This is a genomic window from Rhizobium indigoferae, assembly GCF_034554815.1.
GTDB classification, from domain to species: domain Bacteria; phylum Pseudomonadota; class Alphaproteobacteria; order Rhizobiales; family Rhizobiaceae; genus Rhizobium; species Rhizobium leguminosarum.
In genome coordinates this window covers 768,343-793,844 of sequence record NZ_CP140635.1, presented here as the reverse complement: position 1 = coordinate 793,844, position 25,502 = coordinate 768,343, and the positions used below count along the sequence as shown (strand labels likewise).

The window sequence follows — 25,502 nt, the reverse complement described above, 5'->3', positions numbered from 1 at the left end:
GGAGGACGGAGCACGCGGTGGCGCCTGCAGCAGGAACAGCGACGTATCCCAACATAATCGGGTGCCATCAACACCGATTTTTGCCCGGCCATTTCGCCCATGAAGGCCTCGCCGAGGTCTCGAACACGCGTTTTCAATTTCCAGCCATCGCTTCTGCCGCCGCAGCGTCGGAGACATCCTTTGCCACCTCGACGATCAATGACCTCAGCCACCGATGAGCCGGATCGTTTCGATAGCGGACATGCCATGCCAGCTCTACCGGAAAGCTGCCGAGATCGACCGGTGCGGGCAGGACTTTGAGACGCGGGTCGCGGGCAAGGCGCTGACAGATCAGCCGGGGCAGTGTCGCGCAGTAGTCGGTGACGGCCACCATTTCCGGGACCGCCAGGAAATGGGTGACGGAGACCGAGACGTCGCGCCTGAGACCGGCCTGCTGCAGCATCTGGAACAGGCCGACGCGCATCCGGCCGGGCGGAAGCACGTTGACATGCCGCATCCGCTGATACTGTTCCTCGGAGATGCTTTCGGCGATCTCGGGATGATCGCTGCGCACGACGCAGGCCAATCCATCATCCATGAGATGCTGCACGACCATATTGTCCGGCGGCTCGACGATCCTGCCGAGCACCATTTCCGTCGCCCCTGAAATCGCGCCGGTCTCGGCCAGATCATTGCCGAAGGGCGTCAGGCGAAGCCTGATCCCGGGAGCGCATTCGCGCAGCCGCACCACGATCACCGGCATCAGGACGAACTCGACGTAGCTGTTGGGGGCGATGGTGAACTGCCGTGTCGCCCGCGCCGGATCGAATGCCTGCTGACCGAGAATGACGTCATCCAGGCTCGCCAAGGCCCCGCGGATCACTGGAGCAAGTGCCTGCGCCATTTCAGTCGGCTTCATGCCGTAGCGCTCGCGGATGAACAGCGGATCGCGCAGCGTCTCGCGAAGGCGGTTCAACGCATTGGAGACGGCCGGCTGCGTCATGCCCAGTTGTTCGGCTGCGCGCGTGACATTGCGCTCTTCCATAAGCGCCACGAAGACAGGCAGGAGGTTCAGGTCATACTTCATCCAGATATATTGCCGAACGCATATCTGAAATCAAAGAAATAAATTTCCGGAATGAGAATGGCCGAGGCATGATCCGCTCATCGACAGCAACCGATCACATCTGTCTCGAAAGGATCTCCAGATGAAAATCCTCATGGTTCTCACCTCGCACGACGAACTGGGCAATACCGGCCGGAAGACCGGCTTCTGGCTCGAAGAGTTCGCCGCCCCCTATTATGCCTTCCTCGAAGCCGGCGCCGACGTCACCGTCGCATCGCCCAAGGGCGGACAGCCGCCGCTCGACCCGAAGAGCGACGAACCGAGCTTCCAGACCGACCAGACCCGCCGCTTCCATGCCGACCCGGATGCCCAGGCCGTGCTCGCCTCGACCGTAAAGCTCGCTTCGGTCTCCCATGAAGATTACGACGCCGTGTTTTATCCGGGCGGCCATGGACCGCTTTGGGATCTGGCGGAAGACAAGAATTCGATCGCCCTCATCGAATCGCTCTATCAGGCCGGCAAGCCCGTCGCCTTTGTCTGCCACGCACCGGGTGTGCTGCGCCACGTCAAGGCTGCCGACGGCACGCCGCTGGTTCAGGGCAGACAAGTCACCGGCTTCAAGAACTCCGAGGAAGACGGCGTCGGCCTGACCCAGGTGGTGCCGTTCCTCGTCGAGGACATGTTGAAGGAGAATGGCGGCATCTATTCCAGCGGCGATGACTGGTCGTCCTATGCCGTCCAGGACGGCCTGCTGATTACCGGGCAGAACCCCGGTTCATCGGTGGAGACCGCCGGCATTCTGCTCGCCGCTGTGACGGCGGCAAAGGCCGCCTGACACACGGCGGCTGGTCGGGGATCAACCCATGACCAGCCGCTTTGTTATTTGTGTTGCGGCCATACTCAGAGCTTTCCCTTGCCAGCAATTCGCGGGTCCGCTGGAGACCTGCCCCGGCGCGATTTATCGCGCGTACGATCGGCGGCCCGCTGCTTTATCTGGACCCGCCCTATTGGGATGGACGAGCAGGAGTTTCTCCATGGAACTGCAGGCTGCACAGCAGGCACGATCTCTCACCCAACCGGATTATTGAAATCACCGGTCCGGTCTATATTTGAGCAGACTTCGGCGACGCCACGCGAACTAGTCGTGGAATGGGCTCGATCTTCGCGACGAATTCTCTTTTTTAAAGATCATGCCCGAGGCAAGCAGATGTGGCGGTGTGTCGTCGGATGACGCTTGAAAGTCAACGGCATGCGCAAAACAATGGCAGTCGGCCTTGCCGCCTTGATCGCCATGTACTTTCTCGGCGGCATGAGCGCGAGACGTGAGATCTTTCCTTGGCCACAACTTTCCGCGCTGAGGACAATGGTTGGCGGAGAGAAGGCTGCGGCTGCAAGCCGTTATGCTTTCGACGACAAGGAACGACTCATCGGGGATGAATCAAAAACGCTTGTGACCTGCCCGACTCAAACTGATCGAACTGCTGTCTTACTCGTTCTTGGCCAATCGAACGCGGCCAACGACGGTGGACAACGGCACAGGTCAAATTATGGCGCTCGCGTTGTAAACGCCTTTGACAAACGCTGCTTCATCGCCGCCTCGCCACTTCTTGGATCGACCGATACCAAGGGAGAGTACTGGACGCTGCTTGGGAACAATTTGATCGCATCGGGACAAAATGACAGCGTTATCCTCGCACCTCTCGCATATTCCGGATCTGAGGTCGCACGATGGGCGAAAGGCGGTGACCTCAATCCTGTGCTGGTCGATACCGTGAAACAGCTTCAGGATTCCGGTTATCGGATAACGAGCGTCCTCTGGGTGCAAGGAGAGAAGGACCTCGTTATCGGCACCACTGCGGAGACCTATCAGAAACAATTCATGTCGATGGTTGACACGTTGCGTCAGCACGGCGTCGAAGCACCCGTCTACATTTCGATCGCATCGAAATGCCTCGAACCGAGCAACGGCGGCTTCAAGGAGCATATTCCAGACAATGCGATAGTACGGGCGCAACTGGCCCTGTCAAAAAGCGGCCACGGTATCCGAGAGGGCGTAAATTCTGACGCGTTGCTCGATGGAGACGACCGCTACGACGATTGCCATATCGGGGGCACAGGCGCGGAGAAAATGTCGGAGGCCTGGCTGAACCTTCTGCGCGGCGATCGCCGCCTGGAAACCTCGGGATAGTCTTCCTAGAACCGGTTTTCGCGCCTTCGCGAGCTCGGCCTCGGGCTCTGTCCGGTATTCGATACCTTGTCACTTGTCAGCGATTTCAACGAAAAGGGCAAGGTTCAGCCGGTGCCCTCCTCCTTTGGCGCAAGGCCTCCCGTCCGAAAATCAACACGGTTTCTGTTGTCACCTGATGTCGTGCAAACTGCCTGACGCGCCTTTCGCAATCGGCCGTACCGTTTTGTGCCACCGCAAGGCAGGGCGTCTCGTCAAGAGGCCGCCCTGTTGCTTGTGTTCTGGTGAAGTTTAGAGCTTTCCCTCTGCCAGCAGTTCGCGGGTCCGCTTCAGCGTCGACAGCAGGGCGGCCTTGTAGCCGTTTTCGCTATCGAATTGTGCCTGCTCGGCCCGCTCTTCCGGGCCGTTCGGCTGTTTGCCGCGCAGGCCGAGATAGCAGTAGAAGCGCAGTTGCAAAGCACCTTCTTCATCCTCGAAGAGCTCATTGATGATTGCTCCCTCGCGTGGCCCTATTGCCTGAAAGAAGGTCACCTTGCTTTGCCGTTCCAGGGTGATGATCTCGCGCAGATCCTCCCCGCCGATCGTCGCCTCGCGCACGAAGTGGGTCGGGCTTTCCTCCACGACATCGCAGCGGGTGCAGAGACCGGCGGGAAGAAAGAGCCGGGCGTCGCGTGCCTTGAGTTCAAGACCTTGCCAGGCCTCAGCGCGCGTCAACGGGGTTTCGCCTTCCGGGTTCACGGGAACGGTGGCTGTGGAATAAATCATGGTGATCGTCCTTTTGAGATCGCTGTTGCTGCCTCAGGCGGAGGCAACGGTTTCCGAGGCGACGGCGCGATAGGAGCGAAGCGGGCGTCCGAGCAGCTTTGTCAGACGCTCGACGTCGCCGGCCTCAGGCAGCATCCCGTCGGCGATGAAGCGTTCGCCCATCAGGCGCATGTCATAGGCCATCCAGGCAGGCATGAACTGCTTGAGATTCTGCTCGAAGCCCTCGGTATTGTCGCCGCCGTAGTCGATCGGCCGGGCGAGCACGTCTGACCAGATGGCGGCGATATTGCTTCCGGTCAGTGTCTGCGGACCGACGAGGTTGATCCTCTCGAGCGCCAGCGGCTCTGCAGCCTGTTCGCGGCGCAGCAGCTCAAGGGCAGCGATCTCGGCGATGTCACGGACGTCGATCATGGCGAGACCCTTGGGTCCGATCGGCATCGGGTAGGCGCCGTAGCCGGTGATGACGTCTTTGACCGTCAGATCGTTCTGGATGAAGTAGGCCGGGCGCAGGATGGTCGCCTTGAAGTCCATCTGCTCGATCATCCGCTCGACCCCGAACTTGCCGGCGAAATGCGGCACGTTCACGTAGACGTCGGCGTGGATCACCGAGAGATAGACGATCCGCTCGATGCCGGCCGATCGGGCGACGTTCAGCGCGACCAGTGCCTGGGTGAATTCGTCCGGCACCACGGCGTTGAGCAGGAACAGCGTCGACACGCCTGACATGGCGTTGCGCAGGGCATCGACGTCGAGGAAGTCGCCCTGCACGACGCTGACATCAGCCGGGAATTCGGCTTTCGACGGGTCGCGGACAAGAGCACGGACATCGGCGCCGCGCTTGACGAGGTGTTCGACGACTTGGCGGCCAACATTGCCCGTGGCGCCGGTGACGAGAATGGTCATGGTATTTCTCCGTGTTGGGTTGCTTGACACGTCGAATATGTGTGGTTCACTGGTAGTCCGATAGATGGCGATTTTGGCCACGCCGTCTCGCTGGTGGAACACCCATGGATCTTCTTGCGCTTGCCGATTTCAATCTCGTTGCCCGTCATGGTGGCTTCGGCAAAGCGGCAAGGGCGACGGGCCGGCCGAAGGCAACCCTGTCGCGGCGTGTCGCCGAGCTGGAAAGCAGCCTCGCTCTGCGGCTGTTTGAACGGGGTGCGCGTAACCTGAAGCTTACCGAGGAAGGACGGGCGCTTTTCGAGCGGACGGGGGCGTTGCTCGCCGAACTGGACGAGACGGCGTCAATGATTGCCTCCGGCGGTCAGAGGCCCAAGGGGAGATTGCGGATCAGCGCACCTCTACATTTTTCCCAGACCGCAATGGGGAGGATCGCAGCCGGCTTTGCCCTCAAATATCCGGAGGTGAGGCTTGAGGTGACGAGTGAGGACCGGCCCGTGGATATGATCGAGGAAGGCTACGATCTGGTCATCCGGGTCAATCCGGATCCCGACGAAAGCCTGGTCGGGCGGGCGTTTCTGCGCGACCGGCTGGTGGTGGTGGCAAGCCCCAATCTTCCCCGCCCGACCGGTGGAGCTGCCGCTCCCGCCGTTGCGCGCGGGGTAGGCGAAGCGCGAACATGGCACGTGAAGACACCCGGCGGCCGCTCAACGATTAGAGTCGAGCCGGTCCTCACTTTGTCAACGCTCATCACGATCCGGGATGCGGTGCGCGCCGGCGTCGGTGCAGGACGTCTTCCCATTTCGCTGGTGAGCCACGACCTGGCTGACGGCACTCTGGTCAATTGGGGGGATATCGACGGCCCCGAGATCGCTCTCTGGACGCTCTATCCCTCTCGGCGGCTGCTGAGCGCGCGCGTATCGGCGTTCCTGGACTTTCTGAAACAGGCCTTCCCCAATGGAACGGCTGACGAATTAGCCGCCTATATCGGTAGGTGATGACGGCGCTTTGTCGGCGTCTCCGACGAGCTCCGCGTCGCATGATTCAGGGAGCGTGCACCGGCTCCTATGAGATGACGAGGGCGGAGCATGCCTTCGCCGGGAGCCTCCTTCGAAGAAAGCTGCCCTGCTCATGCATAATTCCTCGAATCAAAGTCGATTTTAGAGTAAAATCGATCAGTTTACCTAGAGGGCTGAAACGTCCTTGCGCGCCGACTTCGACGCGCGGTGCTGTAGAAGGAAAGATGAGCCAATGAAAAGGTTAGCAATCGTTGCCCTGTCGCTGGTGACGGCGCTGACGAGCGTCCCGCCGGCCATGGCGTTTCCCACCATTGCCGTGCCGAACATCGAAGGCGCACAGGCGCAGCCGGTCCAGTACAGACATCACGGCGGCGGCCATGGCGGCTACTACCGGCATGGCGGCTACTACGGGCATGGACACCACGGTAGTAACAACGGCTGGGCCTGGGGACTCGGCGGGCTCGCGGCCGGCGCAATCATCGGCGGAATGCTGGCGCAGCCGTATTACGGCCAAGGCTACTACGGTCAAGGCTACTACGGTCAGGGCTACTACAATCGGGGTTACTACGGCCAGGGCTATTACGGATCCGCCTATTACGGTGCTCCGCGCTACTACGGGTCGACCCTGTACCGTCCGCGCTACTATGCGCCGCGCTATTACCGCCAGGCCTATTATGGCGGCAACGGACATACGAGCTGGTGCTATGCGCGCTACCGGTCTTACCGGGCCTACGACGACACGTTCCAGCCCTACAACGGTCCGCGACGGGCGTGCGTCTCGCCCTACTAAAGCATGTCGCGCAAAAGTGTGCAGTGGTTTTGCGACAACGACATGTGTAAAAACAAAGACCTAAAGCGCGACAAGCGAATCTGAAAGATCGCGACGCGCTTTAGCCGTTTAATTCAGAACAGGATTCAGGTTTGAGGCCGACCCGGCCTCACATCATCCAGTTCTAGCGGAAACCGCCGCTGGCGGCCAATCGTTCGCCGGTCAGCCAGCGGGCATCGTCGGAAGCGAGGAAGACCGCGACACCGGCGATATCGTCCGGCTGGCCGGTGCGGCCGAGCGGCGTCTGGGCCACCAAAACCTGCTCGAAATCCGAGCCGATGACGCCGGCGGAGTGCGTGCCCTCGGTCTCCACGATCCCCGGCAGGATGGCGTTGACCCGGATCTTGCGCGGCCCCAGTTCCTTGGCAAGCACGCTATTGATGCCCTCCACGGCGCCCTTCGTGCCCGTGTAGACCGAAGAGTCTGGCGGCGCCAGGCTGGTGACCACCGACGAGATGTTGATGATGCTGCCGCCCTCGCCGAGATGCTTGGCCGCGGCCTGGGTGGTCAGCAGAACGCCCAGAACATTCACGTCGAACATGCGACGATATTGTTCCTCGGTCACCTCACCGATTGGTGCGAATTCATAGACGCCGGAATTGTTGACCAGCACGTCGAGCTTGCCGAACTCCCTGACCGCAGCATCGACCAGTCCCTGGGCCTCGCCGGCTTTCGAAACATCGCCCTGCACCGCGATGGCTTTGCCACCGGCCGCACCGATCGCCTCAACCACGGCGTCCGCGCCCGCCTTGCTCGAAGCGTAGTTGACCACCACTTGCGCACCCTCTGCTGCGAGTGCCTTGGCAATCGCAGCGCCAATACCTTTGGAGGCGCCCGTCACCACAGCGACCTTTCCTGTGAGCTTAGCCATTTCTCGTTCCTTCCGATCTGGATAGCCGCCGGGATTGGCAAGCTTGTTCCATAGTTCGGAAATTCGGAACTGTTGATCTCATTGTCAAGGGACGCTATATAAAATTCATGAGACCGCTCTTTCACCCAGCCCTGGAGGACATCAAGCCCGAGGCGATCCTCTATGCGCTGTCCGATCCGGAGCGCGTTGCCATTTATGCAAAGCTTGCCGGCGCCAGCAGTGGCGGGACGTGCTCTGCCCTTGCCGATCTCGGCGACCGCGTCATTCCAAAGTCGTCGCTGTCCAACCATTTCAAGGTGCTGCGCGAGTCCGGGCTGATCATCAGCGAGCGCCAGGGTGTGGAAATGCGCAATCAAACGCGCTGCACCGAGCTGGACGAACGCTTCCCGGGCCTGATCAAGGCCATTCTGACGGCTTACGGCCAGCCTCCCGGGCAGCCGAAGACGGACTGATCGCCCCTAGAGCAGCATAGTCCAGTCTAAGCAAAACTCGTCCTGGGGCAATGATCGCTTGTAGCGCGATCCGGTCTTAATCGCTCGGCTGTCGTGCCCGAAGTATCCCGCTCACTGTTCCGTCCCCAACAAGCCGTAACATTTGGTGGGCCCATGCTGGTCGTCGTTTAGAGAGCAAATTCGGATGCGCCACACTCTGTCACTACCCCGCTGCCAGACGGCCAAGGAATTTCCTCGAACTTTCCCCCCGTCCTCGGAGTATGCATTGAGGGTCCACGCTGTGTCATTCGATCCTCCCGATTGGAGAACTTGCAACTTCTTGTCCGGCACTCCCCCATGGGTCCACTCTTGGTGAAGCGCCTCTATCGCTTCGCGGCCAAAAGCAGGAGCCGCGTAGGGCGAATACAACTGAGCATCGAGAGTGAACATTGCGGCGCAAGCAGCCGCGTCCCCTGCCCGATAAGAGGCTGTCATGCGATCCATCAAATCTTGAAAATCCGGCAACGGATCCATAAAGCGAGCCCAAACCTTAAATGAACGAAACATATCATACCATCGTTTCGAACCGACCAAAGCTGTTTGGCCTTGGTCTGCTGTTGGCGCAAACCTGCCGCACCTGGTCCATTCCTTGACCGATGGCTGTCCGACGATCAGCTCTGCGCCTGCGAGCGCAGCCAGTCCTGAAGCTTGTCCACCGCTTCGGACTTCCGATATCGCGGCTTCACCAGATAGAAGTGCGATCGCGCCCTGAGGGCGCCGTCGAAGACCTGTCTCAGCCTGCCCGCCTCGATGTCGGTCGAGACGAAAGCGCGGGTCGCCACAGCGATGCCCTGTCCGGCGATGGCAGCTTCGATCGCGTGCGATGTCTGTGAGAAGCTGATGCCCCGAAACAGCGTGGGATCGCCGCCGCCGAGGAAGCGATCGATATATTCGGGCCAGGAATTATGGGCATCGTGAAGCAGCGTGTAGTGCGAGAGTTCTTCCGCGTTGTTGGGCTCGGCGCCCTCGGCGACGAGGCTTGGATTGCAGATGGCAATGATCTCCTGCTCGAACAGCAATTCGGCGGCGAGGCCGGGACCGAAGGGAGGGCTGCCATATCGGACGGCGAGATCGACGCCGTCGACCTGGAAGCTGGAAATGCGGTCCGTCGCCAGGATGTGGAGATCGAGATCGGGATGCCGCGAGGTGAAATCCGGAAGACGCGGGATCAGCCATCTCGAGGCGAAGGTCGGTGTCGTGCTGACCACCAGTTTGACCGGCTGAGGCTTCAGGTTCGCCGTCGCGTTTACAAGCAGTTCGAAGGCGCGCCGGACGTCGGCCACGTAGCTTCGCCCCTCCCCGGTCAGCGCCAACGACTTCGGCAGGCGCTCGAACAATGTCACCCCGAGTTCCGCCTCGAGCCCACGCACGTGCTGGGCAACGGCTCCCTGGGTGACGCCGAGCTCTTCGGCCGCCAGCCGGAAGTTCAGATGACGCGCCGCGACGTCGAAGGCCTTGAGGCCGTTGAGGGAGGGAAGATTGCCGATGGACATGGACTCTCGATAGTTTTTCTACTGTGACATTTCACGAAAACTGGTTCGCTCTCGCTTGAAGCCCATGGTATTCGAAGGATCAGAGCCCGGCAATGGGTGCAAAATCTGGTAGGGAGAGCGACGATGACAGTAGAAAAGGTAGCGATCATTACGGCTGGCGGCAGTGGCATGGGTGCGGAAGCCGCCAAGCGGCTTTCGGCCGATGGCTTCAAGGTCGCCATCCTGTCCTCATCAGGCAAGGGCGAGGCGCTTGCCACCGAACTGGGCGGCATCGGCGTCACCGGCTCGAACCAGTCCAACGACGACCTCAAGCGCCTGGTCGACGCATGCATGGAAAAGTGGGGCCGGATCGACGCGTTGGTCAACAGCGCAGGTCACGGTCCCCGTGCGCCGATCACCGAGGTCACCGACGAACAGTGGCATACCGGCCTCGACGTCTATCTGATGAACGTCATCCGTTCGGTTCGCCTCGTCACGCCGATCATGCAGGCGCAGAAGTCGGGCGCAATCGTCAATATCTCGACCGCCTGGGTGGCCGAACCGTCGGCGATGTTCCCGACCTCGGCCGTCTTCCGCGCCGGGCTCGCCGCCTACACCAAGATTTACGCCGATACCTATGCGGGCGACGGCATCCGCATCAACAACGTGCTGCCAGGCTGGATCGACAGCCTGCCGGCGACGGAGGAGCGCCGCGACAGCGTGCCGATGAAGCGTTACGGCACCAGCGCCGAAGTGGCGGCGACGATTTCCTTCCTCGTTTCCGAAGGGGCGGGCTATATCACCGGCCAGAGCCTCAAGATCGACGGCGGCCTTACCCGGTCCGTCTGACAGGATGGCTTTCAACGCCAGGGAGAACAGCGATGTGCTGCGACTACGTCAAGGCCGGCGAGATAAAGAAGGCGGAGGCGGCACAGTGAACCTCGCCGAGGTCGATGCATCGGCCTGGGTCGAGCTGGAAGGTGCTGCCGCCGATCCGCAGTCGGCCTTCCGCTACCTGAACCTGTGTTCGGTCGACGCCGGCGGCCGTCCGCAAGCCCGCATGGTGGTGCTGCGGCGCGTGGATATGGCGCGACGCGTCCTGGAAATCCATACGGATGTCAGAAGCCCGAAATGGCAGGAAATAACGGCCAATCCTTTGGTCACCCTCCTCGGCTATGGCCCGCAGCCGAAAGTGCAGCTTCGCCTTCAGGGATCGGCCGAACTCCATGGACCGGCAAGCGAATGCGCGACTGAAGCCTGGAGCCTGCTGCCGCGATCGACGCGCAGTACCTATATGGGTGGGCCGCCGGGCGACGAAATCGGCGAGCAGCCGGCAAGCGAGGCAGCGGACGCAGACGCCGATGGGCGGGCCTTCTTCGGGGTGCTGATATTTCGAGCCGAGACGTTGGACTGGTTCAAGCTGCGCCACGCCGACAACCGACGCGCAGTCTTTGCCTACGACAATCTGGGCACGCTGACCTCCTCCCGCTGGGTCAATCCGTGAACGCCGGACGACCACGCGTGAGCGCGCGAAAACGTGATGAAGGCGGCCGGTTTGCGGGCCGCCTTCTGTTTGATCAGGCCGTGCGTCTGACCATTCTCGCAATGGCTATCAGGATGCAGGCTCCGATGAAGCCCGCGATCAGATAACCCAGCCAGCCGCCAAGGGCGACGCCGAAGAGCGACAGGATAAAGTTGGCGACGATGGCGCCGACAATACCGAGAATGATGTTCATCAGCACGCCCATATTACTCTTCATGAGCATTTCGGCGAGCCAGCCGGCAATGCCGCCGATGATGATTGCGGCGATCCAGCCGATACCTGCACTTTCCATAGCAATTCCCCATTGTGAATGATTGATCAGCCGGCGCCGGCTATCATGTCTCGCCGATCGAGCTAAACCGATGGCCAAGCGACAACACTATAACCGTCCGCCGCGCCAGTTGGTTCCATAAGCCCGCGCCCCAAAAGCGGTCGTGTGCCCCTCCTGATCTGGTTCAGGTCACCTGTCGGCCGCGGGCCAATCGTTGGCAGGCTCCTCTATGACGGCAACGTCGTCGTCCGCAGGGTCGGGATCGCGCTCAAGGGCTGCGCGCAGATTGCCGATCTCCTTGATGATCGCTTCGAAGACGTCCTGCTGCCTTGCCCCGGCTACAACGCAGTCGTCGACGAGATACTCCAGCTTTGCGCGAAGCCCGGCCTTCCAATTATTTTTGCTCATAGCTTCTCCTCCTCTGATCGATCCACGCGGAGCATGGTCGCTCGCGTGTTCCGCCGCCTTTGATGGGCAGGCGGCGGGATGAGGTCGCGGCGAACGGGTAAGGTGCTCTCCTGGCATTTGCGCCCGCACCGAGAAATCGGAACCGGTGCGTTCACCATCTCCGTCACGTCCGATTGGCACGCCGCGACCTCGGCGGATTAACCGATAGCCGCAGCAACGGTTCCGCCCTGCCCGGACTCTTTGCATCCGTGAAACCGTCTCGCCTTCACCTCTGGAGCCGATATGCAAGTCCGGCATTTATTTCGAGCCCGAGACTATGCCGAGGCAATCCCTAAAGTCCGCGGCTTCCCGGTCCAGCACGGCATATTTCCCGCTGTGGGCGCGGCGGATTTGTGCCAATGGCAGGCATTGCCGGCATCGCAAAACCATCTATTCTGCGAGGTTGCAACAGTCAGAAAAACACGTGTCGCTTTAATCGGGAATTTCGCGACAACAGAGAACTACAATATGGAATCGATTATCGAGATTGGGACCATAAAAGATGTTGAGGCGTGGGCGGAGCTTCGCGTTGCGCTGTGGCCGCATCACTCGCTCGAATATCATCGAACTGAGTTGGGCTGGGCGTTTCTTTCAGAAAGTGGAGAAGCCATCGCGTTCATCGCTCGAAATGCTGCGAATGAAGCTGTCGGGTTTGCTGAGGCCACTTTGCGACATGATTATGTGAATGGATGCAGCAGCTCGCCCGTTCTGTTCCTCGAAGGGATTTATATCAGGCCCGTTGACAGGCGAAAGGGTATCGCACGATCGCTTTGCAATGCCGTTGCCGATTGGGGAAAGTCGTTTGGGTGTGTTGAGTTTGGCTCTGACGCGCCGCTTGAGAATTCAGCCAGCCACGCGCTCCATACCGCTTTAGGATTTGAGGAGACACAGCGCGTCGTGTTCTTCCGAAAGCCACTGTAGGCCGCTTTTGCCCTTCCACGAGGTTCGCCGCACACATCCTAAGACTTGTTACGTCACAGATTTCAGTCGCAAAATGCGTCGCAGGTTAGGGAACTATTCATCGGAGTTGATCTGCTGATGACACCGGACGAATTGAAGATCGTGCGTCGAGCTTATGCGAAGCAGATCACGGCGGCTGTGAGAGTTGTCGATGAGCATGTTGAAACAGCTTTCGCCGAAGTGCCGCGAGAAGATTTCCTTGGTCCCGGTCCGTGGCCGATCTTCCGAATGCGAAAAACCTATGTTCCGACCCCGGCCGCCGACCCGGTTTACCTCTACACGGATGACGTTGTTGGCATCGTCCCTGAGCGCCACATCAACAACGGACAACCGTCACTTCATGCCTTCCTGCTTTCGCAGGCTGCGCCGCGAGCAGGCGAGCATATCGTGCATGTTGGCGCTGGTGCCGGCTACTATTCTGCGATCATGGCGAAACTCGTTGCCGCATCCGGCAAGGTGACGGCGATCGAGTTCGAGCCGGAGCTTGCTGTGCGGGCAAAAGCAAATCTCACTCCCTATCGGAATGTTTCCGTGGTTCCGGGCGATGGCAGCTCCGCAGCTTTCGATGCAGCCGATGTGATTTATGTGAACGCCGGCGCGACCCGGCCCGCGAATATCTGGCTGGACCGGCTCAATGACGGCGGAAGGCTGATCCTACCGCTTACGACAGATCTTGGGTTTACCAGTAGCAATTGGAGCAACATGCACCTTCGCGGAGCGGTGTTCCTCGTGACGCGCAGCGGTGAGGAATTTCACGCGCAATGGATTTCGCCGGTGGCCATCTTCCCCTGTGAAGGGATGCGCGACGCGGAATCGGAAAAGGCGCTTGCGGCGGCGTTCGAGAGCGGGGAGCACACGAGGGTGACGCGGCTGTACCGCAATGATGAGGTGCCGGCCGAACGATGTTGGGTTCGCGCTTCCGGCTGGTGTCTAGCCTATGCTTAGGTAATAAGCCGGCATCATACTGTCGCGGAAATCCTGACTTTTGCGACACTGACCTGATGTGGTGGACGGCCTCCGCTCCCGGCATCGCAATGTGCCAAAGTGTGGCTGTCGAAAGTCACATAAGGGAGAGCCGTCCATGGAGAAGATTACCACAATTGGCCTGGATATCGCCAAGCATGTATTTCAGGTTCACGGGATCAATGGTGCCGGCGCGACGGTGAGCCGCCGCAAGCTGCGCCGCGACGATGTCGTTGAATTCTTCAAGGCATTGCCGCCATGCCTGATCGGAATCGAGGCATGCGCGACTGGACACCACTGGGCTCGGGTTCTTATGGCGCTGGGTCACGAGGTTCGGCTGATGCCGGCGTCTTACGTCAAGCCATACGTGAAGCGGCAGAAGAATGACGCGATGGATGCCGAGGCGATTTGCGAGGCGGTGACGCGGCCGACGATGCGCTTCGTTCCAGTGAAGAGCGAGGAGCAACAGAGTGTGCTGATGCTACATCGGGTCCGCGAGCTTTTGATCCGGCAACGGACAATGCTGGTGAACGCCTTGCGCGGCCACTTGGCGGAGTTCGGCATCGTAACGCGACAGGGGGTTGCCGGGGTCGGAACGCTGATCGCGTTGATCGAAGACGATGATCACGATCTCATCCCGCCGCTTGCGCGGTCCGCACTTCTTCCGCTGATCGAGCAGCTGCAGGAGGTGCACGAGAAGGTCAACGCGATGGATCGCCAGATTCATGCGTGGCATCGCTCGAACGAGCTGAGCCGGCGCCTTGAGACGATCCCTGGAATTGGCCCGATCACTGCCAGCGCAATTGCCGCGACGGTGACCGACGCGTCGCTCTTCAAATCCGGCCGACAATTGGCGGCATGGATAGGCCTAGTGCCGCGGCAGAACTCATCGGGTGGCAAGGACCGCCTCGGAAGGATCAGCAAACAAGGCGATCCCTATCTCCGCCGGCTTCTCGTTGTCGGGGCGCATGCGGTGCTTCGTTTCAGCCGCAAGGCCAAAGTGGCGCCGACGCGTTGGGCCGCCGGGCTTCTGGTGAAGAAGCCGTACAATGTCGTCGCTGTTGCCTTGGCGAACAAGATGGCGCGTATCGTCTGGGCGTTGATGACGACGGGCAGGCGCTTTGAGGCTACCGCCTCCCTTTGAAACTTTGAGAGCTCACAGAGGATGCAGAAATTGGTGAGGTGCTAATGGTGTGATGGCGAACGGTCGAGCCGGGATCGGACAAACCCGATCAGTGGGTGCCGCTTGAAAGCGCGTTGACCTGTCTGGGATCTGATCAGCGGACTACATCAGGGCCAGCGGCATGAACAGGCCGCGATCAAAGGCCGTATACATGCCTGCACCCGACCAATCGTCAGAAATGCCAAAAAGCCCTTGCCACGCGGAGGCCGTCCATACATGCCACTGAACTTTCATCCGGCTGCGGTTAGAGCCTCGGCGGCTTTGAATACGCCAAATGGCGCGGTGTGAGCAACCGGCGGAAACGCGAAGCTTTCATCTTGCGTAGCGTTGGAGCCGGTTGCGGCGATGCTCCCGGCATAGTCTGCCGGGGTCTGATATCCGAGCGATGAGTGCGGCCGGAAATGGTTATAATCCTCAGCCCATTCAGCGATGGCGCTGCGGGCATGATCGAGGCCGAAGAAGAGGCTCTCGTTGAGCAACTCGTCGCGCATGCGACCGTTGAAACTCTCGACATAGCCGTTCTGCATTGGCTTTCCCGGCGCGATGTAGTGCCACTCCACCTTGTGATCCTTCGACCAGGCAAGAATGGCATTCGAGGTGAATTCGGTGCCGTTGTCGGAGACAATCATTCCGGGCTTGCCGCGTCGTTCGATCAGCGTCGTCAGTTCTCGAGCAACAGACCAGAGATAGACGTGTCCGGGATCGCTGCCAGGCATTCGCGCGTCACGTCATCAACGACATTCAAGACCCGGAATCGTCTGCCGCAGGCAAACTGGTCGTGGACGAAATCCAGCGACCAGCGGGCATTGGCTTTCGCCTCGACCAGGATCGGTGCACGCGTGCCGACAGCACGCCGCCGGGCCTTTCGCTTGCGAACGGAAAGCCCTTCCTCGCGATAAAGACGGTATATGCGATTGACGCCGGACGGCTCTCCATCTCGCCGAAGCAGGATGAACAGCCGACGGTAGCCAAAACGCCGCCGCTCGTTGGCGAGGTCGCGCAGCTTCGCTCGCAGATCGACCTCCGGCGGTCGACTTGACCGATAACGGATCGTCTTGCGGTCGGCAGATATGATCTGGCAGGCCCGACGCTCCGAAAGACCCATGACGGCCTTCAGATGCGTGACGGCTTCACGCTTGGCGGCAGGCCCTACCATTTTTTTGCAAGAAGCTCGCGGAGTGCGGCTGCATCCAGCATCTGCTCGGCCAGCAACTTCTTTAGCCTGGCATTCTCGTCCTCGAGCGCCTTCAGACGCTTCGCCTCGGAGACGTCCATGCCGCCAAATTTGGCTTTCCAGTTATAAAACGTCGCTTCTGAAATCCCGTGCTTGCGGCAGAGGTCGGCTGCCTTCGCGCCAGCCTCCTGCTCCTTCAGCACCGCAATAATCTGCTCTTCCGTAAATCGCTGCTTCTTCATTCGTCCGTCCTTTAACAGGCCGGACTCTAATCCATTCTGGAGGAAATTCTCAGTGGCATGTATGGACGGCCTCCGCGTGGCAAGGGCTTTTTGGCATTTCTGACGATTGGTCGGGTGCAGGCATGTATACGGCCTTTGATCGCGGCCTGTTCATGCCGCTGGCCCTGATGTAGTCCGCTGATCAGATCCCAGACAGGTCAACGCGCTTTCAAGCGGCACCCACTGATCGGGTTTGTCCGATCCCGGCTCGACCGTTCGCCATCACACCATTAGCACCTCACCAATTTCTGCATCCTCTGTGAGCTCTCAAAGTTTCAAAGGGAGGCGGTAGCCTCAAAGCGCCTGCCCGTCGTCATCAACGCCCAGACGATACGCGCCATCTTGTTCGCCAAGGCAACAGCGACGACATTGTACGGCTTCTTCACCAGAAGCCCGGCGGCCCAACGCGTCGGCGCCACTTTGGCCTTGCGGCTGAAACGAAGCACCGCATGCGCCCCGACAACGAGAAGCCGGCGGAGATAGGGATCGCCTTGTTTGCTGATCCTTCCGAGGCGGTCCTTGCCACCCGATGAGTTCTGCCGCGGCACTAGGCCTATCCATGCCGCCAATTGTCGGCCGGATTTGAAGAGCGACGCGTCGGTCACCGTCGCGGCAATTGCGCTGGCAGTGATCGGGCCAATTCCAGGGATCGTCTCAAGGCGCCGGCTCAGCTCGTTCGAGCGATGCCACGCATGAATCTGGCGATCCATCGCGTTGACCTTCTCGTGCACCTCCTGCAGCTGCTCGATCAGCGGAAGAAGTGCGGACCGCGCAAGCGGCGGGATGAGATCGTGATCATCGTCTTCGATCAACGCGATCAGCGTTCCGACCCCGGCAACCCCCTGTCGCGTTACGATGCCGAACTCCGCCAAGTGGCCGCGCAAGGCGTTCACCAGCATTGTCCGTTGCCGGATCAAAAGCTCGCGGACCCGATGTAGCATCAGCACACTCTGTTGCTCCTCGCTCTTCACTGGAACGAAGCGCATCGTCGGCCGCGTCACCGCCTCGCAAATCGCCTCGGCATCCATCGCGTCATTCTTCTGCCGCTTCACGTATGGCTTGACGTAAGACGCCGGCATCAGCCGAACCTCGTGACCCAGCGCCATAAGAACCCGAGCCCAGTGGTGTCCAGTCGCGCATGCCTCGATTCCGATCAGGCATGGCGGCAATGCCTTGAAGAATTCAACGACATCGTCGCGGCGCAGCTTGCGGCGGCTCACCGTCGCGCCGGCACCATTGATCCCGTGAACCTGAAATACATGCTTGGCGATATCCAGGCCAATTGTGGTAATCTTCTCCATGGACGGCTCTCCCTTATGTGACTTTCGACAGCCACACTTTGGCACATTGCGATGCCGGGAGCGGAGGCCGTCCACCACATCAGGTCAGAGCTCCTTAAAAGGGACGCTTGCCGAGTGTTTAACTATCGAGGATTTCTTGACGCGGGAGCAACGTAGTTACTGTAGTCTACGGGCGGAATTGGACCTGGCAGGCCGTTGAAGACGTCGCTCGCCCAGGCCCGCCGTGATCGTGATTCACTGTCTCCGCATTGCTTCGGAGAGCGGAATGCGAGGCTTCCTGCGTGTCGAGCAAGATTTCAAAATTGGAGCGCATGGGGGGGGAACCGCAACGGGTAGGTTACAGTACCATGGCCGTCTCATACAGGTAGCATCCGGTCGCCGGCGGAGTGGCGCTATGGGTCCCCAATAGTTGCCGCTGGAACTGCTTCGGCTTTGCCTGCCGACAAAGCTGGAAAGTTGATCGGCACCGACCCGTCGCCCTTCCCAGATCACAAACGCTCCACCAGCAGACCTGCCGCCATGGCCTGAAAAGCCTCGACCGCCTTCGGCAGCACGCTCTGCGGGTCTTCGCTGGCGGCGATCCAGAGGGCGGCATTGAGAGCGGCGCCGCTCAGCAACCGGGCCGCCGCCTCCGGGTCGAGCGGCTTCAGGATGCCTTGGGCGATCAGGCGCTCGACCGTGCTCTTGGTCACCTGCAGGCAATTGTTCTGGCTCGGCCATTGCGATGGATCGCCCAACACCGCCGGTCCGTCGAGCAGAACGATGCGCTGGACTTCCGGATTGAGCGCCATCTCGATATAGGCCGCGCCCTCGGCGAGCAGGCCCTGCCAATCTTTGCCTGCGCGCGCGCCAATCTCTTGCGCGCGCACCGCCATCTCCGTGTCGATCTGATCGACAACTGCCGCCAGCAGCCCGCGCTTGTCCTGGAAGTTGTGGTAAAGCGCGCCCCTTGTCAGACCGACATCGGCCGTCAGCTCGTCCATGGATGCTGCAGAGTACCCCTTTTCCGCAAAAGCCTTCCGCGCCGCCGCGATCAATTTGACGCGGTTTTCCTGCATCGTTTCGCTGCGCTTCCTAACCATTCCATCCCTCAATTTCATATACGAAGCGTATATGGACTTGACATACGCTCGGTGTGCCGCATATTTCACATACGACCCGTATACCAAATTGGGCGCGAGATGTGAAGCGTTACGCCGTGCTCATCGGTCGTTGTCAACAATGAAGAGAGATCAGAATGACCCAACGCGAAGCAATCTTTCCTGCCAACCGGCACGCTCTTTACGAAGAGCATGGCTATTCCGCCGCGATCCGATCCGGCGATCTGCTGTTTGTATCAGGACAGGTCGGCAGCCGTCCGGACGGAACACCCGAACCCGATTTCGAACGGCAAGTGCGGCTCGCCTTTGACAATCTGAAGGCCACGCTGAGTGCCGCCGGCTGCACGCTGGATGATATTGTCGATGTCACCAGCTTCCACACCGACCCCGAAAACCAGTTCGCAACGATCATGGCCGTCAAGCAGGAGATTTTCAGCAAGCCACCCTACCCGAACTGGACTGCGCTCGGCGTCAACTGGCTCGCCGGCTTCGACTTCGAGATAAAGGTCATCGCCCGTATTCCTGGAAGTCACTGACATTGCCGGGGCCGCATCCGTCGCCGCACGCAGTGCCGGCAGGAGAGCGGCCCCGCGCTGCCACCCCCTGGGATATTTGACAGAAACACAACTTTAAGAGTTAGAGGATCGGCCTCACACCGAGAGGCTTCCTCAAGCCGCCCGTGGATCGCCGGTTACCCCTCTGTTATTGCCTGCTTACATTGCCCCGGCGCCGCAAAGAATGACCCCGTAGCGCGCCGCTTTGCCATATATTTAGAAAAATCAACCGCATAATCTCTGGGAACAAAGATCTCCCCTGCGTGTTTTGACCGCATGGATCTCATCTGATCCGCAAATGGAGAAAACACACATGAAGAAGATCGTCTTCGCGGCGGCAATTCTCGGCGCGTCTGCCTTTGCAGCCTTTGCCCAAACCACACCCGCTCCATCCAAGGATGGAAATACACCTGCGGTTGCAACCCCAGATACCAAAAATCCGACTGCGCCCGTTGAGGGCGCCAATAGCTTTACCGAAGCTCAGGCGAAGGATCGCATTGCGGAAGCGGGCTACACCGACGTCAAGGATCTCAAGCTCGATGACAAGGGGATCTGGATGGCCTCCGGCATGAAGGACGGCAAAGCCGTCGCCATTGCCCTCGATTATCAAGGCAACATCGTCGCCAAGTAACCCAAGGAGAAGCATGATGAGAACTGTAACCGGACTTTTCGACGACTACTCGGACGCTCGCTCCGCCGTCAGCAAACTGGAAGCGGCGGGCATTCCGTCAAACGACATCAGTATCGTCTCCAACAAGGCTGGCCGCATCGATCGCGACTCTGACGTTGGCGAGGATGCCGCGACGGGCGCCGGCATTGGCGCTGCCGTCGGTGGCGCTGGCGGCCTGCTCACCGGACTGGGCCTGATGGCCATCCCCGGTGTCGGGCCGGTGGTTGCCGCAGGCTGGCTTGCCGCGACTGCGGCCGGGGCTGTCGCCGGCGCCGTCGCTGGCGGTGCCGCCGGCGGCCTGATCGGCGCCCTCACCGACTCCGGCGTCCCGGAAGATGATGCCCACCTCTATGCCGAAGGTGTCCGTCGCGGCGGCAGCCTGGTCACGGCCAAGGTCGACGACGCCCGCGCGCCCGAGGCGCAGGCCATTCTGCAGGGTTCAAACTGGGTCGACCCGATCGAACGTCGGCGCGCCTATAACGAGCAGGGATGGACCCGGTTCGACGAAACGCTCGATCCATATGCCCCCGAGCAGATCGCGCAGGAGCGCGACCGGTATCGGCGGACCGCCTAACCGGCCTTGAGTTCAACCCTCCTTGCACGTCGCAAGGAGGGTTGAAGTGGTGATCTCACGCGTCAGCCGGTGCCTCTGGCCGGAGCAGATGGCCCACAGCGAACTCCACGCCTCCACCGCACCCCTTCCTGCAGCTGGCATTCGCGCCTGATTCCCCTCACACGGCGAGCAGTTGGCGGACGCGCTTATAGGTGCATCTGCCGACAACAGAAAAGACCGCCTCATGGCGGTCTCTTCATATGCGATTTCCACGATATATCAGCGACGCTCGACGGCCGCCGCTGCCTTGCGGATGACATCGATGACCACGTCGGGTTGAGAGAGCATCGGCACGTGGCTGCTTTCCACCTCCGTCACCGTCGCGTTCATACGCTTGGAAACCCAGCGCTGAAGATCGGGGTGCACCGTGTGGTCCTGCGTCGCCAAGACGTACCAGCTTGGCTTGGACTTCCACGAGATCTCGTCGGCACTGAGCTTTTGCTGGTTGAACAGATCGGCAACCGGCGCATAGTGCGTGGCCCATACAAGCTTCTGCTCTTCCTCCGAGAGGTCTCCAGCGAAGAACTTGGTTCCGCTCGGCAGCATCCAAGCCCGACCGTCCGCTGCCTCGACGTGGTTGAAGATGTCCGAAGGATACTTGTCGAGCTGATCCTGCACGGTCTCGCCGACATCCGGGGCGACCGCGGCGATGTAAACCAGACCAACGACACGCTCGTCGATGCCGGCGGCCGTGATCGTTGCGCCACCGTAGGAATGCCCGACGAGGATGACGGGGCTGCCGACACGATTGAGCGTCCGCTTAACCGTAGCCACGTCCTCCTCGTAGGAGTCCAGGCCGTACTGGACGGCGATGACTTCGTGCCCGTCCGCCTGCAGCGCAGGGATTACTTTGCTGAAGCATGAGCCGTCGGCCCAAATGCCGTGGCAAAAAACGATGGTGGGTTTCGATGATGTAGACATGATCCTGTTCCTTCTTGGGTTGGGCAAATAATTCCGTTGGGGGGCAAGCGAGCCAACGGCTTCTTTCGAAGCTTTTGTGACCAGGCGATGCGCGCCAGGTCGAACTTGGTCGAACAGACACAGTCCGCTAAAGAATGGGTCGTCGTTTCGCCGTTGTGGCGAGGTCGTTCCGGAATATGTTGTTTTGAATGATGCTTCGGCTTGGGACCGAATTATCAGTCAAAAGACGCGGCGGCGTTGGCGATGAACTCGGCAACGACTTTCGGTTGTGAAAGCATAGGCAAGTGGCTTGCCTGAACAACCATGATCTCGGCACCCATACGTTCGGCGGAGTCCTGCTGTACCGCGGGCGGCATCGTGTGGTCGAGCGTTGTGACCATGTACCAAGAAGGCTTGGTGTGCCACGCGCTTTTGGAGATCTTCTCTAATTTACTGCGTGTTCCAAGCGGTCCCTGAGTGGCGTAGACGATATCGGCTTCTTCGGTCGGAAGATCCTGGCCCAGGTATTTGCGCACCCCGTCGCGGGTGAGCGTAACATGCGCGTCGCCCCAGGGCCTCAGTTCATTCACAACAGCCGCAGTCGCATAACCGCTCCACCAGTCGTCGACGGACTGGCCACTGTCTGGCGCAGCGCCGGCGATGTAGACGAGGCCCGCAACTCGGCTATGATTGCCCGCCTCGGTAATGACCGCGCCACCATAAGACTGTCCCACGAGGATGACCGGACCGTCCTGCATTTCAATGGCGCGATGAACAATTGCCACGTCCTCAGAGAACGAGGTCAATGAAAGCTGAACGGCGATTGCATCAATGCTTCGCTCTGACAGTAACGGTATAACTTTATTCCAAGCATTACCGTCGAGGAAATATCCGTGTACAAGAATAACGCTTATAATATTCACGGCCACACCTCCTGCACTGACGTCGTCTGTTGGCAATACATATGAACTACTTTGAAGATTGGGTCATGGCATTTTATTGCTGTATCTGGGATGTTATTGCTTAAAATAGGCCGATGAGACGAAAAATCTGTTTTTCGGCTTGATAAGTATCGAAGTTATTTGACGCTAATGGTAGCTTATTGCTTACTTTGTACATTATTGTCAGATCTCTGACAAATGCCGGCGGCCCTGTGCGCGTGCGTATGCAGCAGGGGTGCTACCGACGACCTTTTTGAAACGGCGGGTCAGGTGGCTTTGATCGACAAACCCAAGCTTATCGGCAATATCGGCCAACGATATTTCGGCTGTCTCGATCAATGACTTCGCTTGCTCAATTCTGCATTGCTCCACGTATCGCGCAGGCGTCATGCCAATCTCAGCTTTAAAAACCCGGATGAAGTGAAAGCGGCTGAGACCGGTCCGCTTCGCGAGCGAGGAGAGGTCAGGAAAGTCGTGCGTTGTCCGCCCAAGATGCTCGATTACCCGTCGGATGGCTTCCCTGTCGCTGATTTCGCCGGTGTGATCGGAGACTGTGTAAACACCATACATTGTAACGAAATGCGCGGTTAGCGCTTCAGCAAGGTGACGTAACAGAGGCATCCGCCATTGAAAATCCGGCTTGCGCATCTCCTCGAGGATCGCGCCGCCGATGTACAGTGCAAACAAATCGTTGGCGTGAAGGATAGAGCCCGTCTGATCATCCCTGCCTCGGAGGGGCTCACGTAACCGAGAGCCATCGCTGAGTTGCTCTGGGTCGATACCGATCCGAAGCATTGGCGGGATAGCGCCTCCAAGCCGTGCTGGGCTGCCGGCCGGGACGACAATCAGATCCCCTGCTCTGCAAGATACCTCGCGGGACGCTATGTGCGTTTGAAAGCGGAATTGCCGTGATGATCCCAGCGCCACTAACACTGCATGATGATCACACCCAGGCACAACCAGTTCGACGCCGTGGCTCCCGTCTCTCACATCAAAGTGCAGGCCGCGAGAGGTAGACGACATGCCTGCCGTCGATATGGGCCAGCCGCCGAGCTGGGCTCGGATTTCACCGATACCAGACAGCTCACTCTGGCCCTGAACCTTCATCGCTTTAGCTCCGTATTTAGGCCAGAATTTCCCGGATTTATGCAGCAAATGCCGCAAGACTCCAAGTCAACTAGGGCGTGAACTCATAAAAACGCAGCCATAGTCGGATGGAGGCGGCCGGGGTCCGCTCGCCAATGGTTGCATCTCCTGATAAGATCAGCATCACACTTCAGCTTAAGCCTCGATCTGGAGGCCTCGCATGCCCTGCAGCAATGCGCTCGCTCCGTTCGTCATCGCCGCTCTCGTGGCCCTCGGTCCGCTGCCGGCTGGAGCGCAGAACAATGCTGCGCCACCGCCGGCGGCAATCTCCCACAAGGCCAAGCTTTGCCAGATGTGTCACGGTAAGAAAGGTCTGCCGACTGTTAAGAACACACCGATCATCGCCGGCCAGCACGAGTCCTCATTGCTGATAGCTTTGCAGGAATATCGCAATGGAGAGCGCACCGACGACCTCATGGGCCGGATCGCGAAGAATCTTTCCGACGACGACATGAAGGCGCTTGCGGGCTACTTCTCCGCACTGCCTTGGCCCGCCTACCGCGAGCCGGCCGACGCAGCGAGCATTACCCGCTTCCAAGCGCTCGACGCCGGGAAGAAGTGCACCTCGTGCCACCGGGAGGGTTTCGTCGGATACGCCAACACTCCGCGCGTCGCCAATCAGAAGCTGGACTACCTGATCAAAACCCTCTCCGACTTTCGCGATAACAAGCGCCCGAACGTGCCCCGCATGACGGCCTTGGTGCGTAATTTTTCGGCCGAGGACATCGCTGCCATGGCTCACTATCTTGCCGGCCTCTGACGATCAGTTCGGGGTCGGCGATCCACCGAATAGGGCCGCCGGCGCGATTGCAGTTGGGATCTGCTTGGCATTGATACCCTTAAGATCACCGAGAGCAGCCATCAGTCCTGCAAGGCCCAGTCTGCAACCTGCCAACGCATCTCCCCATGATCAGCAACGACACGACCGAGCCCAGGGAACGGCATGTGCGTGGCAGCGATGAGTGCGCCTTCCGACGCGGCACGCGGAAAGAAGCGATCACGCATGGCTTTCGCAGCGGCACGGTCCTGCTCAAACAGGAAGAACACATCGGTCGCGGCCGGATGCACGACCGGAAAAATCATATCCGAAACCATGATCATGCTCTTCCCGCCATCTTCCACCCGCACGCCGATATGGCCGGGTGTATGGCCGGTTAAGTCGACGATCGAAACGCCCCGCATGATCTCGCGCTCTCCGTCGATCGCTTGGAGCCTCGGATATAGCCGCACGACCTCCTCCGCCATCCTGAAGCTCGTCTGCAGGTATTCAGGTGCGCCGTTGCGCTTGGCCGGATCGGTCCAGTGAGTGATGTCGCGACGATCGATATAAAGCTCGGCTCCGGGGTAGTTGTTCTTACCTCCCAGAACCAGCCCACCCATGTGGTCTTGGTGCATATGCGTCACGATGACCGCGTCGATCTTGTCAGGCTTCAGACCGAGCGCGGCGAGTGCCTGTGGTAACTGTCCGGTCTGCCCGATCGAACCTGCCGCACCGGCATCGATCAGGATGCGGCGCTCGCCATCCTCGACGAGATATTGGTTGAAGAGGAACCGAACCCCACTCGGCCGGGCGGTAAACTGTGCGCTTGCCGCCCTCTCGACCTCGGGCGCCGAGCGCCCCGGAAAGTAGTCATAGGGCATATCGGCATAGCCGTCCGTCAGTGCCGTCACGGTGAACCGACCGATGCGGATCTGTGCGAACGGGTTCATCGCAACAGGCGCCTTGGCAGCTTCCTGCGTCGCCGCACGGGCGGCGGCGTCGCCGAGCAGGCCTCCACCGAGGAGGCTTCCGCCGATGAGGCCGAGAGGCAGGGCGCCAGCGAAGGCGCGACGTGAAAGTTGAGGCATGTCATCTTTCTCCGGATCAGTAGCACGATG

The 25,502-nt window shown here is 59.9% G+C and carries 27 protein-coding genes and 1 pseudogene; 14 read left to right on the top strand and 14 right to left on the bottom strand.

Translation table 11 applies throughout. From position 1 onward, the window contains the following. Positions 1–133 precede the first annotated feature (133 nt). Positions 134–1,066: a LysR family transcriptional regulator gene (locus U5G49_RS04000; RefSeq protein WP_193446181.1), complete on the bottom strand. Its 933-nt coding sequence runs from the start codon at positions 1,064–1,066 to the stop codon at positions 134–136. A 121-nt stretch (positions 1,067–1,187) separates the two neighbouring features. Here U5G49_RS04000 and U5G49_RS03995 point away from each other — a divergent pair, with 121 nt between their 5' ends. Together U5G49_RS03995 and U5G49_RS03990 are read left to right on the top strand one after the other, a co-directional pair. Continuing rightward, entirely contained in the window at positions 1,188–1,880 is a 693-nt protein-coding gene (locus tag U5G49_RS03995) for a type 1 glutamine amidotransferase domain-containing protein (protein ID WP_018241064.1), read from the top strand. A 414-nt stretch (positions 1,881–2,294) separates the two neighbouring features. Further along, the gene (locus U5G49_RS03990) at positions 2,295–3,233 is read left to right on the top strand and encodes a sialate O-acetylesterase (RefSeq protein ID WP_284200496.1); all 939 of its coding nucleotides are present in this window, start codon (positions 2,295–2,297) and stop codon (positions 3,231–3,233) included. A gap of 288 nt (positions 3,234–3,521) precedes the next feature. On the opposite strand, the gene U5G49_RS03985 is transcribed toward U5G49_RS03990, so the two are convergent. Next, positions 3,522–3,995: an SRPBCC family protein gene (locus tag U5G49_RS03985; protein ID WP_193446829.1), complete on the bottom strand. Its 474-nt coding sequence runs from the start codon at positions 3,993–3,995 to the stop codon at positions 3,522–3,524. 33 nt (positions 3,996–4,028) lie between these two features. Beyond that, on the bottom strand, positions 4,029–4,898 hold the full coding sequence (locus U5G49_RS03980; RefSeq protein WP_193446830.1) for an SDR family oxidoreductase: 870 nt from the start codon (positions 4,896–4,898) through the stop codon (positions 4,029–4,031). Positions 4,899–5,002: 104 nt separating this feature from the next. Between U5G49_RS03980 and U5G49_RS03975 the strand changes: the two genes are divergently transcribed. Beyond that, on the top strand, positions 5,003–5,893 hold the full coding sequence (locus U5G49_RS03975; protein WP_193446831.1) for a LysR family transcriptional regulator: 891 nt from the start codon (positions 5,003–5,005) through the stop codon (positions 5,891–5,893). Between the two features lie 253 nt (positions 5,894–6,146). After that, positions 6,147–6,704: a BA14K family protein gene (locus U5G49_RS03970; protein WP_018449554.1), complete on the top strand. Its 558-nt coding sequence runs from the start codon at positions 6,147–6,149 to the stop codon at positions 6,702–6,704. 163 nt (positions 6,705–6,867) lie between these two features. Here the strand turns inward: U5G49_RS03970 and U5G49_RS03965 are convergent, their stop codons facing one another. Then, a complete protein-coding gene (locus U5G49_RS03965; RefSeq protein ID WP_193446832.1) occupies positions 6,868–7,614 on the bottom strand; it encodes a glucose 1-dehydrogenase in 747 nt (248 codons plus the stop codon). A 107-nt stretch (positions 7,615–7,721) separates the two neighbouring features. Here U5G49_RS03965 and U5G49_RS03960 point away from each other — a divergent pair, with 107 nt between their 5' ends. Further along, positions 7,722–8,066: an ArsR/SmtB family transcription factor gene (locus U5G49_RS03960; protein ID WP_018241057.1), complete on the top strand. Its 345-nt coding sequence runs from the start codon at positions 7,722–7,724 to the stop codon at positions 8,064–8,066. A gap of 650 nt (positions 8,067–8,716) precedes the next feature. Here U5G49_RS03960 and U5G49_RS03955 read toward each other — a convergent pair. After that, positions 8,717–9,598 carry a LysR substrate-binding domain-containing protein gene (locus U5G49_RS03955; RefSeq protein ID WP_193446833.1) on the bottom strand — a complete coding sequence of 294 codons (882 nt, stop codon included), beginning with the start codon at positions 9,596–9,598 and terminating at the stop codon, positions 8,717–8,719. Positions 9,599–9,721: 123 nt separating this feature from the next. On the opposite strand from U5G49_RS03955, the gene U5G49_RS03950 reads away from it, so the two are divergent. Further along, positions 9,722–10,426, top strand: coding sequence for an SDR family oxidoreductase (locus U5G49_RS03950; protein WP_193446834.1), 705 nt, complete (start codon positions 9,722–9,724; stop codon positions 10,424–10,426). A gap of 85 nt (positions 10,427–10,511) precedes the next feature. Beyond that, a complete protein-coding gene (locus U5G49_RS03945) occupies positions 10,512–11,081 on the top strand; it encodes a pyridoxamine 5'-phosphate oxidase family protein (RefSeq protein ID WP_193446835.1) in 570 nt (189 codons plus the stop codon). Between the two features lie 73 nt (positions 11,082–11,154). On the opposite strand, the gene U5G49_RS03940 is transcribed toward U5G49_RS03945, so the two are convergent. After that, positions 11,155–11,412 (bottom strand): GlsB/YeaQ/YmgE family stress response membrane protein, encoded by a 258-nt coding sequence (locus U5G49_RS03940; RefSeq protein WP_112906193.1) that lies wholly within the window; start codon positions 11,410–11,412, stop codon positions 11,155–11,157. Between the two features lie 168 nt (positions 11,413–11,580). Continuing rightward, complete coding sequence (locus U5G49_RS03935) at positions 11,581–11,799, bottom strand: hypothetical protein (RefSeq protein ID WP_193446836.1); 219 nt, start codon at positions 11,797–11,799, stop codon at positions 11,581–11,583. A 507-nt stretch (positions 11,800–12,306) separates the two neighbouring features. On the opposite strand from U5G49_RS03935, the gene aac(6') reads away from it, so the two are divergent. The 3 genes from aac(6') (at position 12,307) to U5G49_RS03920 (ending at position 14,905) form a co-directional block, all read left to right on the top strand. Further along, positions 12,307–12,759, top strand: coding sequence for an aminoglycoside 6'-N-acetyltransferase (aac(6'), locus tag U5G49_RS03930; protein ID WP_193446838.1), 453 nt, complete (start codon positions 12,307–12,309; stop codon positions 12,757–12,759). A gap of 117 nt (positions 12,760–12,876) precedes the next feature. After that, a complete protein-coding gene (locus tag U5G49_RS03925) occupies positions 12,877–13,743 on the top strand; it encodes a protein-L-isoaspartate O-methyltransferase family protein (RefSeq protein WP_193446837.1) in 867 nt (288 codons plus the stop codon). 136 nt (positions 13,744–13,879) lie between these two features. After that, positions 13,880–14,905, top strand: coding sequence for an IS110 family RNA-guided transposase (locus tag U5G49_RS03920; RefSeq protein WP_284200639.1), 1,026 nt, complete (start codon positions 13,880–13,882; stop codon positions 14,903–14,905). A 269-nt stretch (positions 14,906–15,174) separates the two neighbouring features. Here the strand turns inward: U5G49_RS03920 and U5G49_RS03915 are convergent. The 3 genes and pseudogenes from U5G49_RS03915 to U5G49_RS03905 all read right to left on the bottom strand — a co-directional run bounded on the left by U5G49_RS03915 (position 15,175) and on the right by U5G49_RS03905 (position 18,800). Further along, positions 15,175–16,360, bottom strand: a pseudogene (locus tag U5G49_RS03915) (IS3 family transposase). Positions 16,361–16,674: 314 nt separating this feature from the next. Next, entirely contained in the window at positions 16,675–17,700 is a 1,026-nt protein-coding gene (locus U5G49_RS03910; RefSeq protein WP_284200639.1) for an IS110 family RNA-guided transposase, read from the bottom strand. A gap of 488 nt (positions 17,701–18,188) precedes the next feature. Next, a complete protein-coding gene (locus U5G49_RS03905; RefSeq protein ID WP_018241043.1) occupies positions 18,189–18,800 on the bottom strand; it encodes a TetR/AcrR family transcriptional regulator in 612 nt (203 codons plus the stop codon). 137 nt (positions 18,801–18,937) lie between these two features. On the opposite strand from U5G49_RS03905, the gene U5G49_RS03900 reads away from it, so the two are divergent. From U5G49_RS03900 to U5G49_RS03890, 3 genes are all read left to right on the top strand, one after another. Next, positions 18,938–19,336 (top strand): RidA family protein, encoded by a 399-nt coding sequence (locus U5G49_RS03900; protein ID WP_166480422.1) that lies wholly within the window; start codon positions 18,938–18,940, stop codon positions 19,334–19,336. 331 nt (positions 19,337–19,667) lie between these two features. Continuing rightward, on the top strand, positions 19,668–19,985 hold the full coding sequence (locus U5G49_RS03895) for a PepSY domain-containing protein (protein ID WP_027685622.1): 318 nt from the start codon (positions 19,668–19,670) through the stop codon (positions 19,983–19,985). A 16-nt stretch (positions 19,986–20,001) separates the two neighbouring features. Then, complete coding sequence (locus U5G49_RS03890) at positions 20,002–20,598, top strand: general stress protein (protein ID WP_028734442.1); 597 nt, start codon at positions 20,002–20,004, stop codon at positions 20,596–20,598. A 258-nt stretch (positions 20,599–20,856) separates the two neighbouring features. Here the strand turns inward: U5G49_RS03890 and U5G49_RS03885 are convergent, their stop codons facing one another. The 3 genes from U5G49_RS03885 to U5G49_RS03875 all read right to left on the bottom strand — a co-directional run bounded on the left by U5G49_RS03885 (position 20,857) and on the right by U5G49_RS03875 (position 23,585). After that, positions 20,857–21,558 carry an alpha/beta fold hydrolase gene (locus U5G49_RS03885; protein ID WP_193446284.1) on the bottom strand — a complete coding sequence of 234 codons (702 nt, stop codon included), beginning with the start codon at positions 21,556–21,558 and terminating at the stop codon, positions 20,857–20,859. Between the two features lie 215 nt (positions 21,559–21,773). Then, entirely contained in the window at positions 21,774–22,460 is a 687-nt protein-coding gene (locus U5G49_RS03880) for an alpha/beta fold hydrolase (protein WP_193446283.1), read from the bottom strand. A gap of 201 nt (positions 22,461–22,661) precedes the next feature. Continuing rightward, the gene (locus tag U5G49_RS03875; protein WP_246289426.1) at positions 22,662–23,585 is read right to left on the bottom strand and encodes a helix-turn-helix transcriptional regulator; all 924 of its coding nucleotides are present in this window, start codon (positions 23,583–23,585) and stop codon (positions 22,662–22,664) included. A 199-nt stretch (positions 23,586–23,784) separates the two neighbouring features. On the opposite strand from U5G49_RS03875, the gene U5G49_RS03870 reads away from it, so the two are divergent. After that, positions 23,785–24,384 carry a c-type cytochrome gene (locus U5G49_RS03870; RefSeq protein ID WP_193446282.1) on the top strand — a complete coding sequence of 200 codons (600 nt, stop codon included), beginning with the start codon at positions 23,785–23,787 and terminating at the stop codon, positions 24,382–24,384. Positions 24,385–24,485: 101 nt separating this feature from the next. Here the strand turns inward: U5G49_RS03870 and U5G49_RS03865 are convergent, their stop codons facing one another. After that, positions 24,486–25,472 (bottom strand): MBL fold metallo-hydrolase, encoded by a 987-nt coding sequence (locus U5G49_RS03865; RefSeq protein ID WP_193446281.1) that lies wholly within the window; start codon positions 25,470–25,472, stop codon positions 24,486–24,488. Positions 25,473–25,502 lie beyond the last annotated feature (30 nt).

Bases quoted from the DNA above. Each gene is read 5' to 3' on its own strand.
- U5G49_RS04000 (WP_193446181.1), bottom strand. From the start codon at position 1,066: ATGAAGTATGACCTGAACCTCCTGCCTGTCTTCGTGGCGCTTATGGAA.
- U5G49_RS03995 (WP_018241064.1), top strand. From the start codon at position 1,188: ATGAAAATCCTCATGGTTCTCACCTCGCACGACGAACTGGGCAATACC.
- U5G49_RS03990 (WP_284200496.1), top strand. From the start codon at position 2,295: ATGCGCAAAACAATGGCAGTCGGCCTTGCCGCCTTGATCGCCATGTAC.
- U5G49_RS03985 (WP_193446829.1), bottom strand. From the start codon at position 3,995: ATGATTTATTCCACAGCCACCGTTCCCGTGAACCCGGAAGGCGAAACC.
- U5G49_RS03980 (WP_193446830.1), bottom strand. From the start codon at position 4,898: ATGACCATTCTCGTCACCGGCGCCACGGGCAATGTTGGCCGCCAAGTC.
- U5G49_RS03975 (WP_193446831.1), top strand. From the start codon at position 5,003: ATGGATCTTCTTGCGCTTGCCGATTTCAATCTCGTTGCCCGTCATGGT.
- U5G49_RS03970 (WP_018449554.1), top strand. From the start codon at position 6,147: ATGAAAAGGTTAGCAATCGTTGCCCTGTCGCTGGTGACGGCGCTGACG.
- U5G49_RS03965 (WP_193446832.1), bottom strand. From the start codon at position 7,614: ATGGCTAAGCTCACAGGAAAGGTCGCTGTGGTGACGGGCGCCTCCAAA.
- U5G49_RS03960 (WP_018241057.1), top strand. From the start codon at position 7,722: ATGAGACCGCTCTTTCACCCAGCCCTGGAGGACATCAAGCCCGAGGCG.
- U5G49_RS03955 (WP_193446833.1), bottom strand. From the start codon at position 9,598: ATGTCCATCGGCAATCTTCCCTCCCTCAACGGCCTCAAGGCCTTCGAC.
- U5G49_RS03950 (WP_193446834.1), top strand. From the start codon at position 9,722: ATGACAGTAGAAAAGGTAGCGATCATTACGGCTGGCGGCAGTGGCATG.
- U5G49_RS03940 (WP_112906193.1), bottom strand. From the start codon at position 11,412: ATGGAAAGTGCAGGTATCGGCTGGATCGCCGCAATCATCATCGGCGGC.
- U5G49_RS03935 (WP_193446836.1), bottom strand. From the start codon at position 11,799: ATGAGCAAAAATAATTGGAAGGCCGGGCTTCGCGCAAAGCTGGAGTAT.
- U5G49_RS03925 (WP_193446837.1), top strand. From the start codon at position 12,877: ATGACACCGGACGAATTGAAGATCGTGCGTCGAGCTTATGCGAAGCAG.
- U5G49_RS03920 (WP_284200639.1), top strand. From the start codon at position 13,880: ATGGAGAAGATTACCACAATTGGCCTGGATATCGCCAAGCATGTATTT.
- U5G49_RS03910 (WP_284200639.1), bottom strand. From the start codon at position 17,700: ATGGAGAAGATTACCACAATTGGCCTGGATATCGCCAAGCATGTATTT.
- U5G49_RS03905 (WP_018241043.1), bottom strand. From the start codon at position 18,800: ATGAAATTGAGGGATGGAATGGTTAGGAAGCGCAGCGAAACGATGCAG.
- U5G49_RS03900 (WP_166480422.1), top strand. From the start codon at position 18,938: ATGACCCAACGCGAAGCAATCTTTCCTGCCAACCGGCACGCTCTTTAC.
- U5G49_RS03895 (WP_027685622.1), top strand. From the start codon at position 19,668: ATGAAGAAGATCGTCTTCGCGGCGGCAATTCTCGGCGCGTCTGCCTTT.
- U5G49_RS03890 (WP_028734442.1), top strand. From the start codon at position 20,002: ATGAGAACTGTAACCGGACTTTTCGACGACTACTCGGACGCTCGCTCC.
- U5G49_RS03885 (WP_193446284.1), bottom strand. From the start codon at position 21,558: ATGTCTACATCATCGAAACCCACCATCGTTTTTTGCCACGGCATTTGG.
- U5G49_RS03875 (WP_246289426.1), bottom strand. From the start codon at position 23,585: ATGAAGGTTCAGGGCCAGAGTGAGCTGTCTGGTATCGGTGAAATCCGA.
- U5G49_RS03870 (WP_193446282.1), top strand. From the start codon at position 23,785: ATGCCCTGCAGCAATGCGCTCGCTCCGTTCGTCATCGCCGCTCTCGTG.
- U5G49_RS03865 (WP_193446281.1), bottom strand. From the start codon at position 25,472: ATGCCTCAACTTTCACGTCGCGCCTTCGCTGGCGCCCTGCCTCTCGGC.